At 57.3% G+C, this 9,243-nt stretch carries 6 protein-coding genes and 2 pseudogenes; 3 read left to right on the forward strand and 5 right to left on the reverse strand.

All coding sequences use genetic code 11. From position 1 onward, the window contains the following. Together ABX962_RS21355 and ABX962_RS21360 are read left to right on the forward strand one after the other, a co-directional pair. A pseudogene (locus ABX962_RS21355) lies at positions 1–930 on the forward strand (RNA degradosome polyphosphate kinase); the annotation flags it as partial. Positions 931–1,418: 488 nt separating this feature from the next. Then, positions 1,419–3,449 carry a membrane or secreted protein gene (locus ABX962_RS21360; protein ID WP_372722123.1) on the forward strand — a complete coding sequence of 677 codons (2,031 nt, stop codon included), beginning with the start codon at positions 1,419–1,421 and terminating at the stop codon, positions 3,447–3,449. 162 nt (positions 3,450–3,611) lie between these two features. Here ABX962_RS21360 and ABX962_RS21365 read toward each other — a convergent pair whose 3' ends face one another. The 4 genes from ABX962_RS21365 to larB form a co-directional block, all read right to left on the reverse strand. After that, complete coding sequence (locus tag ABX962_RS21365) at positions 3,612–4,610, reverse strand: bifunctional oligoribonuclease/PAP phosphatase NrnA (RefSeq protein ID WP_372722125.1); 999 nt, start codon at positions 4,608–4,610, stop codon at positions 3,612–3,614. A 16-nt stretch (positions 4,611–4,626) separates the two neighbouring features. After that, on the reverse strand, positions 4,627–5,607 hold the full coding sequence (locus tag ABX962_RS21370) for a bifunctional riboflavin kinase/FAD synthetase (protein WP_372722127.1): 981 nt from the start codon (positions 5,605–5,607) through the stop codon (positions 4,627–4,629). 109 nt (positions 5,608–5,716) lie between these two features. Then, positions 5,717–6,607 carry an NAD(P)H-hydrate dehydratase gene (locus ABX962_RS21375; protein WP_372722129.1) on the reverse strand — a complete coding sequence of 297 codons (891 nt, stop codon included), beginning with the start codon at positions 6,605–6,607 and terminating at the stop codon, positions 5,717–5,719. Beyond that, positions 6,604–7,554 (reverse strand): nickel pincer cofactor biosynthesis protein LarB, encoded by a 951-nt coding sequence (gene larB, locus ABX962_RS21380; RefSeq protein ID WP_372722131.1) that lies wholly within the window; start codon positions 7,552–7,554, stop codon positions 6,604–6,606. Before larB ends, ABX962_RS21375 begins: the two co-directional genes overlap by 4 nt. A 95-nt stretch (positions 7,555–7,649) precedes the next feature. Here larB and ABX962_RS21385 point away from each other — a divergent pair, with 95 nt between their 5' ends. Then, positions 7,650–8,864, forward strand: coding sequence for an argininosuccinate synthase (locus ABX962_RS21385; RefSeq protein WP_339939567.1), 1,215 nt, complete (start codon positions 7,650–7,652; stop codon positions 8,862–8,864). A 159-nt stretch (positions 8,865–9,023) separates the two neighbouring features. On the opposite strand, the pseudogene ABX962_RS21390 reads toward ABX962_RS21385, so the two are convergent. After that, positions 9,024–9,243, reverse strand: a pseudogene (locus ABX962_RS21390) (hypothetical protein); the annotation flags it as partial.

The raw sequence follows: 9,243 nt of genomic DNA on the forward strand, positions 1-9,243 counted from the left end.
ATCGTGGAGCTAAAGGCACGTTTTGATGAGGCCCGGAATATCGAATGGGCTCGCGAAATGGAACAGGCCGGCGTCCAGGTGATCTATGGCATTCGTGGGCTAAAGACGCATGCCAAGGTTTGCATTATCGTTCGCCGCGAGCCGCAGGGGATCGTACGCTACCTGCATTTTGGCACGGGGAATTACAACGAGGCGACCGCGAATATCTATAGTGATGTGTCATTGTTGACATGCAACGATACACTCGGCGCCGATGCGACCACGTTCTTCAATGCCGTGACCGGTGCGAGCCAGCCTCAGCAATTGCAGTTGCTGGCCGCGGCGCCGATCACTCTGCGAAAACGAATCCTCGACCTGATCGAAGCCGAGACGCGGCGTTGTCTCGAAGGCCAGAAAGGAGAGATCGTCGCGAAACTCAATTCGTTGGTGGACACCCAGGTCATTGATGCGTTGTATCGAGCCAGCCAAGCCGGGGTGCGGGTTCGTTTGAACATCCGTGGCGTCTGCTGTTTGAAGCCAGGCGTGAAGGGATTGAGTGAGAACATCGAAGTGATCTCGATCGTTGATCGATTCCTCGAGCATGCTCGGATCGTCTATTTTCGGCATGGCGGCGATGATGAACTCTTTATCAGCAGTGCGGATTGGATGCCGCGAAACCTCGACCGCCGTGTCGAGTTGTTTGTGCCCGTGATGGACCCCGCCTCCCGCGAACGGCTGCTGCATGTGTTGCGAACCTATTTCAAAGACAACACCAATGCGTGGCGAATGCTGCCAACTGGGTTGTACGATCGGGGGCAGTCGGACAAGAAGGGCAAGGGGGCGTTTCAGTCGCAACGCGTACTGTACAACGAAGCGGTCGAGGTGACACGAAGGGCAAAGCAGAGTCGTCGCACCACGTTTGAGACACACGAGCCGAAACAGCCGGACTAGTTCCGTGGCGGGGTGGTTGCTGTCTGCTTTGGTGCCGCTGCCGGCGCCAGCCCAATGCCATCTACTTTGGGCAGTGGTGCAGCGCCAGCTGCCCGGTTGCAGCGAGTAAAACGTTCGAAATTTCACGGGCGGCTCGCGCCGCGCCGCTAAGAAAACCACTCCTTTGACGCATCGGTCGATGCATTCGGCGTGATCTGCACGGTGACTGAAGCAAACCGCCAAGGCTCGCTTCTCGAGCGATGTCTTTGCTTGGGGGGGACACTGTGTCTATGAGGGTTGTGGCCCTATTTCGGGGGGATGTCTGCAGCGAGTTGCCGCATTTCTGTTCACTAAGAATTTCGGTAAAGAGTCGATTTTGTCCTCATAAGTTGCCTAGCCGGCGTTTCGGGGCGAAATCGAGTTCGATAACATACGGGTTGTCGGGCGGCTGGACTTGCAGGCTGCTCACACCTCCTGTTCCCAGAGAAGTCTTAGAGACCGGATACTGAATGTACAGCCTAGCCTACGCTTCCCCTTCACGCGTCGCTCCCTTCCTGTTTTTATTCGTCATTACGCTTGGATTTTGTGGCAACACGGTCCGTGCTCAAGATGCGACTGAAAACTCGGCCGATGGCGTGGGGGCCAATGCCGCCGCAGCGAATGGCGGAGCAGGGGGCGCCGCAGCTGGGTACGTGCCCGCGATCAAGCTGTTGCCCGATTCGTTGGCAGGTTTGGTTCGTGTTCCCGACGTGCCTGATTTTTGTCGTGCGTGGGATAAAACACACATTGGGCAGCTGTTTGATGATCCAGCGATGCAGCCCTTCATCGATGCTCAGCGTGAACGCGCCGAAAACTATCTCGATTCGCTCGACAACCGCGTCGGACTGAAACCTCAAGATCTGTACGATATCGCCTCTGGCGAAGCGGTCGTGGCTTGGTTGCCATTCCCGAAAGACAAACGACGTCCCTTTTCGATGTGCGTGATCGCCGACATCCGCGGGCTCCGTAACAAAGCCGACGCGGCAGTCGATAAGATCGATCAGGATCTGAAGACCGGCGGGGCAACTCGCAATGACGTCGAATATCGCGGTCAAACGATTCGCGTTTACACCACCAAGCCCAAGCCGGGGCAGCTGAAGATTGAACAGATCGCCATCACGCTGGATGATACACGCATCATTGCCTCGGATCGTGACACCGTGGTCACGGGAGTGCTCGACGCGATTGCGGGTGAAATGAAGAGCCCTTCGATTAGCGAATCTGTGGAGTTCCGTGACGTGCTGACGCGGTCCAGTCGAGCGATGCAGGATCCGTTCACCAAAGGGCACAGCACGGTGGCGGGCGAATGGTTTGCTCGCCCAATTCAGATGGGCCGCATTCTGCGTGAAACCTTCCAAGTGGATCGTGGCAACCAAGTCGACATTTTGAAGCTGCTGGAAAACCAAGGTTTTGATGCAATCAAGGCGGCTGGCGGCATTTTGGCGATCGCGGGTGACCGTTACGACATTTTGCATCGCGGTTTTGTTCTGGCTCCACCCACCACCGACCAGCCGAGCAAGTATGAGAAAGCGGCAAGGATGTTGTCCTTCTTCAACGCGGGCTTGGATCCGGTTCCAAGTTGGGTTGGCAAGGACACAGGAACGGTAAGCCAGGTCCGGTTGAAGATCGCGGATGCATTTTGGGCATCCGAATCGATGATCAACGAAGCCTTTGGCGATGACATTTTTGCACCGATGATTGAAGGGATTCGCGACGATACCGACGGGCCGCAAATCGATCTGAAAAACAATGTCTTGCCCGCCTTGGGAGACGAAGTGATCTTGTTGACCGACAACACATTGCCAGCGGAGATAAACTCGGAGCGAATGTTAGTTTCGGTCCGTTTGAAGAACGCCGATGCGATCAAGCTCGCCGTTCGTAAGGCGATGGAAGTCGAACCTGACGCCAGCAAGCTGGACGTGTTGCCAGGCGTCGAAGTGTGGCGGGTTCAACGTGGCAGTGAATCAGATATCTCCTTTGAAGCCGATGTCTTCGGCGACTTGGGATTTGACGAAGAGACGGTCGAGCAGGCTCCGCCGCTGTTGGATCATTGGGCCATTGCGGTGGTCGATGAAAACGGAGCGAATGGGAATTCTTACCTGATGTTCTCGAGCCATCCCGATTTGTTGATCGAGACGGCCAAGCGAATTCACAGTGGACAGGATGGCGGATTTGCCAAGCTGCCTGAGGTGGTTCGAGTCGTCGACGCCCTAAAGGATCTTGGGGCCGAACGTGTTTCGCTCAGCCGGATCGCACGCACCAGTGTCTCGCTCCGCGTGAAATACGAATTGCTGCGAACGGGAAAGCTGAAAGACAGCGACACGATCCTAGCAACCATCATTCGCCGCGTGTTCAAAGACGAAAACGGGGATGAGGTAGAACCGATCAAGACCGATAAACTGCCACCGCTGTCAGAAATCGAAAAGCACCTTCCCGAAGGTGGCAATTACATTGTGACCGAAAAAGATGGCTGGTCACTCAGCGGTTTCTACTTGAAATAGCGGCCCGGTTGTCGATCCGAGCCGCGATTAGCGGCTTGTTGATTGATGAAGCGAGCGTGATGCCGCAGGGAGCATCCGCCGCGGACTTTCGCTTGTTCTGAAACAAGTTCCAGGACAAGCGTTGTTCAGATCGCTGCCGGATTCTTACCGGTCGCGAGCTTCTTACTCGGCCGCGAGTGCTTTTTCGACGGCTTCGATGACGACCGGCAACACACGTCCGCGAACGTCGTCGAGCGTACCTTCGAGAAATCCGCCGGCTGCCGCCTTGTGGCCGCCGCCGCCAAACTTTCGAGCCACTTCGTTGCAGTCCATCCCGCATCGGCTGCGGAAGCTCAGTTTGAAGCCGCCTCGGATTTGCCCGACAAAGATCACCGCTGCCTTGGTGCCTTGCACCGCCAACGTCAAGTTGATGGCGTCTTCGGTGTCATTGGGTTCAGCGCCGACTTTGGCAAAGTCTTCCTTTTCGACATGGGTGTGCATCAGTGCACCGTCGAGTTCCGATTGCGTTCGTGACAAGATCAGCCCGCGAAGACGCAGTCGGCCCAGCGTGTCACGCTCGTAAAGATCCGAGTAGACTTCGCTAGGAACGACGCCCGCGTCGACCAAACGCGCAACAACGCGGTAGGTTTCAGGCGTGACGCTGCCGAACCGGAACCATCCTGTGTCGGTGGCGATTGCGGCGAACAAGGGAACTGACATGCTGCGAGTCAATGGAACGCCCAATGCATCGGCGGCTTGCACGACAAGATGGCCGGCCGCTTCGGCTTGGTAATCCTTGTACATCGTCGCGCCGAGCTCGTCTTCGCCCACGTGGTGGTCTAGCACGATCTTGTCGGCGCGAGAGCTGCGGATGACATCGCCCATGTCACCGAGCTGTGCCCAGGCACTGGTGTCGAGAATCATGATGCAATCGGCCGAAATGTCTTCGGCTTCCACATCGTCGCCCAAGACCTCAATGTTGCTGGCGGGGTCGAGGAATTGCAGTGCCGCGGGGGTGCGGTGAGCGTTGATGATTCGCACTTTTTTGCCAATCGTTCGCAGCACCTCGGCCATCCCCAGTTCGCTGCCCAACGCATCGCAATCGGGGCGAATGTGACTGACAAGCACGAACGATTCGTAGTGGCTAATCTGATCAACAAAGGCTTTCCACTGAACACCCATCTGGCTTTACTTTCGGTTACTTGAGATTCGTATTGTTTTCGGATTTGGCGTTTTCAATTTTGCCGTTTTCGATTTTTCCAAGGGACGTTCGCACCGAGGCGATGTCCAATTGCAGCTGAGCGACCAAGGCGTCAGCCGACTCGAAGCGGGCAATGTCGCGCACTCGACTGACAAAGTCAACCTGCAGCGTTTGGTCGTAAAGATCCCCAGTGTAGTCCATCAAATGGACTTCGACTTTCCGTTCGCTGCGATTATTGAAGGTCGGGTTGGGGCCGATATGAATCGCTGCGGGATAGCGGCCGCCATCATGGATCGCATAGCCCCCATAAACGCCAACAGCGGGGACGAGGACGTCGATTTCGCTAAGATTGGCAGTCGGAAAGCCGATGCCAGCTCCGCGTCCATCGCCGCGAACCACTCGCCCACGGATCTGGTGGGGATGCCCCAACATTTGCACCGCCGCTTCGAGATTGCCCGCTTCGAGTTGCTGGCGAATTCGCGTGCTGCTGATCATCGCGTCGTTGTCGATGCTCGAATCTGCGATCGCTAATTCGATCTCGGCTTCGTCACAGAGCGTTTGCAACGTTTCGATATTGCCTTCGCGTCCACGGCCAAAAAAGAAATTCGGGCCTTCGACAATGCCTTTGGCCGACAAGGTTTCCTTGACCAGCGATTCAAAAAACTGTGCGGCCGAAAGGTTCAAAAACGCCTGGTTCGTTGGCACGACCACCAGAAAGTCGGTGTCAATTTGCGAGAGCAATTCGGCGCGCCGCTCGATCCAGGTCAATTTCGGCGGCACACGGTCGGGACGCAGGATTGCAGCGGGGTGCGGATCCAGTACGACCGCCACCACGGGGCCCGCCATGCGGTCGGCCATTTCCCGGGCTTGGCGAATCAACGCCGCGTGGCCTCGATGGACGCCGTCAAAATTCCCGATGCTGATCACGCCGCCGCGAACTGCATCAGTCACTTCGGCAAGCGGGAGGATTTTCGTCACGTGTCAGAATCGGTCAGGAAAGGGAGGCGTCGCGTTGAACAAAGTGCGGGGCAGGGCAGGGGAGTCACCATTCGGCCGTACCGCGATCGGACATTATGCCTGACTTTGCTCAGGAATCGAAGGCCGCTATCACTTTTGGTAATTCCACCAGCAGCTCATATGCACTCATTCCGGCTTGCCCATATTCCTCAGCGGCTCGATCGCCGGCCGCCCCGTGGATCCAAACCCCCAATCGTGCGGCGTCCCAAGGCGGCATTCCTTGCCCCAGCAGCGATGTGATCACGCCCGTCAACACATCGCCTGAGCCCGCCGTTGCCATCCCAGGGTTGCCCGTCGAATTGGTCCAGGTTTGCGTCGCATCGACCACGACTGTCGGGCCTCCTTTGACCACGATGGTGACATTGTGGTGGGCCGCTAATTTTTGAGCCGCTTCGATTTGTAAGTCGCGGTCCTTCGTCGTCACGCCGGTCAATCGTCCCAATTCGCCTGGGTGAGGCGTCAGGACGATGTCGTTGGAAACGTCGCTGCTTGATTGCGAGGTTGCGGACGAGACCGGATCCTGCTCGGCCCAGTCCATTTTGGCTAGGCAGTTGAGCGCGTCAGCGTCAAAAACACGAGCCAGTTTGGTGGGCTCCAGCAACCGGCGAACGATTTGCATCGATCCCTCGTTCGTTGTCATCCCAGGACCACATCCAATTGCATCCAAGCTGTCCAGACGCGAGGCGAGTTCATCGGCCGCAGCGGTGGCGAAGTGGCCTCGTGATGCATCCGCCAAGGGGATCGTCATCAAGCAGGGATGGAATGTGGCAACGGTTTCCAAGCATCGATCGGGAACCGCGGCGGAAACCAAGCCCGACCCTGTGTGTAGCGCCGCGATCGACGATAACGCGATCGATCCCGCCATGCCTCGCGAACCACCGCACAACAGCACGCGGCCGAAGTTGCCTTTATGCGAATCTTGCTCGCGTTTGGGAAACGATGCGGGGGGCGGGTGGCTCATGGCGATTCCTTGTGGGGCGAAGTTTCGTTGTGGAGCGAATGTTCTTGGGCGTATTCGAGTTGGCGGATGATCGTTCCCGCCAAATAGCCCCCTTTGAATCCGGCGTCGATGTTGACCACCGCAACGTTTGCCGCACAACTGCTGAGCATGCCCAGTAGCGGGGTCAATCCGCCCAACGTCGCTCCGTAGCCCACGCTGGTGGGGACCGCGAAGATCGGGATCGACAAATGGCCCGCGACCACGGGGGGCAGGGCACCTTCCATGCCAGCGATCACGATGGCAGCGGACGCTTTTCGAAGCTCGGGTAGGGCGTGGATTAGACGTTGCGGCCCGGCGACGCCGATGTCGGTAAAGACGCGAACGGCGACCCCCATCCAAGTCAATGTCTCGATCGCCTCGGCTGCCACCGCCGCATCGGTGCTGCCTGCGGTGACCACGGCAACATGAAATGAGCGTTCGTTGGGATCAATCGGGGCAGGGCAGGGGGCTTCGGTAGCGAGGTGAGTACGGAAGGTGCGTCCCAGTGCATGATGGTGGCTGTGAGGAAACCGTAATTTTAATTTCTCTGCTATCTCGGGGTGGACGCGGGTCACCAGCGACGTTTGCACATCTGCGATTTGCGAGTCGATGATGCGGGCGATCAGTTCGAAATCTTTGCCTTCGCCATAGATCACTTCACCGAAACCGCACCGTCGTCGTCGCCCGAGATCGACCGTGGCGCCGTCGATGACCGCCGTTTTTTCAGCTTCGCTGCCGAAGTGAGCATTTTGAGCCGAGCCGATCTTTGCGATTTGAAGTGCCGAAATGGCCTCGGCCACCGACGTGGATCCCGCGGCTACGCCTGCGATTAATGCGGCAATTTCCGGTGAAATTGAAGCCGCCGGGCTCGGCGGTTGGGGCAGGGCAGGGCGGTCGGATTGCGAAAGCTGCGAAGAGTCGTGGGGCATGGGCGGTTGCAGTCCAGGGGAATCAAAATTCAAATTGGTGCTCGTTGACGAACATCGTTTCTTCGGTTCTTGCATTCTCGGTGGATAACATCCTAATGAAAAGCTGCGTACTTGCTTACTCGGGCGGTTTAGATACTTCGGTCATTCTCGGTTGGCTTCAAGACCAAGGCTATGAGGTGCACGCGGTCTACGTCGACCTCGGACAACCTTGTGAAGATCGCGAAGCGACGTTGCAAAAAGCCCGCGACTGTGGTGCCAAGTCGTCACGGATCGTCGATGTTCGCGAAGAATTGTGTCGTGATTTCGCCTTCCCCGTGCTCGGATGGCAAGCCAAATACGAAGGCATCTATCTGCTCGGCACCTCGATCGCTCGCCCCTTGATCAGCAAGGTGTGCATCGATGTGGCTCACGAGGTCGGTGCGACCGCCTACGCTCACGGGGCAACAGGCAAGGGCAACGACCAATGCCGTTTCCAACTGGCTGCCGATGCGATCGACCCGAGCATCAAGATGATCGCTCCTTGGCGAATCAAAGAATTCCGCGACGCGTTCCCTGGACGCACCGAGTTGATCGCCTACTGCAACGAAAAGAACATCCCGGTCAAAGCTTCGACCGCCAAACCGTACAGCAGCGATGAGAACGTGCTGCACATCAGCTACGAAGCGGGCAAGCTCGAAGAGTTGGACGTCAACGGTGTCGAGATCGTTGATTTCGGCATGGGCGTCAGCCCTCAAGAAGCTCCGGACAAAGCCGAGTCGGTTACGATCGGATTCGAGTCGGGCGTGCCAACCAAGCTGAACGGAAAAGCCGTCAGTGCCTTGGAAATGGTCGAAGGGCTGAACGAAATCGCCGGACGCAACGGCGTCGGCCGCATCGACATGGTCGAAAATCGTTTCGTCGGGATGAAGAGCCGCGGTGTTTACGAATCGCCTGGCATGACCGTGTTGTACGACGCACACATGTACATCGAGCAGTTGTCGATGGACCGTGACTTGATGCACTTGCGTGATCGCATGGCCCCCGAAGTCGCCGAAATGGTTTACTACGGATTCTGGTACACGCCAAAGATGGACGCGTTGATGGCGTTCATGCGTGAATCGCAAAAACCAGTGACCGGTGACGTGACGCTGAAACTCTACAAGGGCAACATCATCGTCGATTCGCGTACCAGCCCCAACAGCTTGTACGACGAAGACATCGCAACGATGGAAGGCGGCGGAACCTATGACCAAGACGACGCCGAAGGCTTCTTGCGTATCCAAGGTTTGCCAAGTCGAGTGCAAGCAGCAGTAACGCCTCGCAAATTCTAATTGCGTCGGCGTTTGCATGCGTAGCGAAAGTCGCCAAGACTTTCGTGCAGAAACCGTAGAGGACGAGGCAACGAGTCCCGCAGAAACCGTAGTGGACGAGTTGATTTTATCGAAATGTAGATGTAAACGGGGCTTCGTTAGCCGGTTGCGACCACGCGGCTAATCCAATGTGTCATCCGCGAGTGGTTCGCCGCCGCGAGGCGTCACCAGGGCTCGCAGCGTCGAGGCGGGGGTGACGTCATCGAGATAGTGGCCTCGCTCGTCCACCGTGACAATGGCCGCACCGGTGTCCAGCAATCCTCCGATGTTGTTGGACGATCCCCCAATGCCTTGCAGCGTCGCGAAGTCGACATCGACCGGTTCGGTCCATACGCCGCTG

The organism is Novipirellula sp. (genome assembly GCF_041583735.1).
Taxonomy (GTDB): domain Bacteria; phylum Planctomycetota; class Planctomycetia; order Pirellulales; family Pirellulaceae; genus Novipirellula.

What these genes read in the sequence shown, in the direction of transcription:
- larB (WP_372722131.1), bottom strand. Translation starts at nt 7,554, where the DNA reads ATGCCCCACGACTCTTCGCAGCTTTCGCAATCCGACCGCCCTGCCCTG.
- ABX962_RS21385 (WP_339939567.1), top strand. Translation starts at nt 7,650, where the DNA reads ATGAAAAGCTGCGTACTTGCTTACTCGGGCGGTTTAGATACTTCGGTC.
- ABX962_RS21365 (WP_372722125.1), bottom strand. Translation starts at nt 4,610, where the DNA reads ATGGGTGTTCAGTGGAAAGCCTTTGTTGATCAGATTAGCCACTACGAA.
- ABX962_RS21360 (WP_372722123.1), top strand. Translation starts at nt 1,419, where the DNA reads ATGTACAGCCTAGCCTACGCTTCCCCTTCACGCGTCGCTCCCTTCCTG.
- ABX962_RS21375 (WP_372722129.1), bottom strand. Translation starts at nt 6,607, where the DNA reads ATGAGCCACCCGCCCCCCGCATCGTTTCCCAAACGCGAGCAAGATTCG.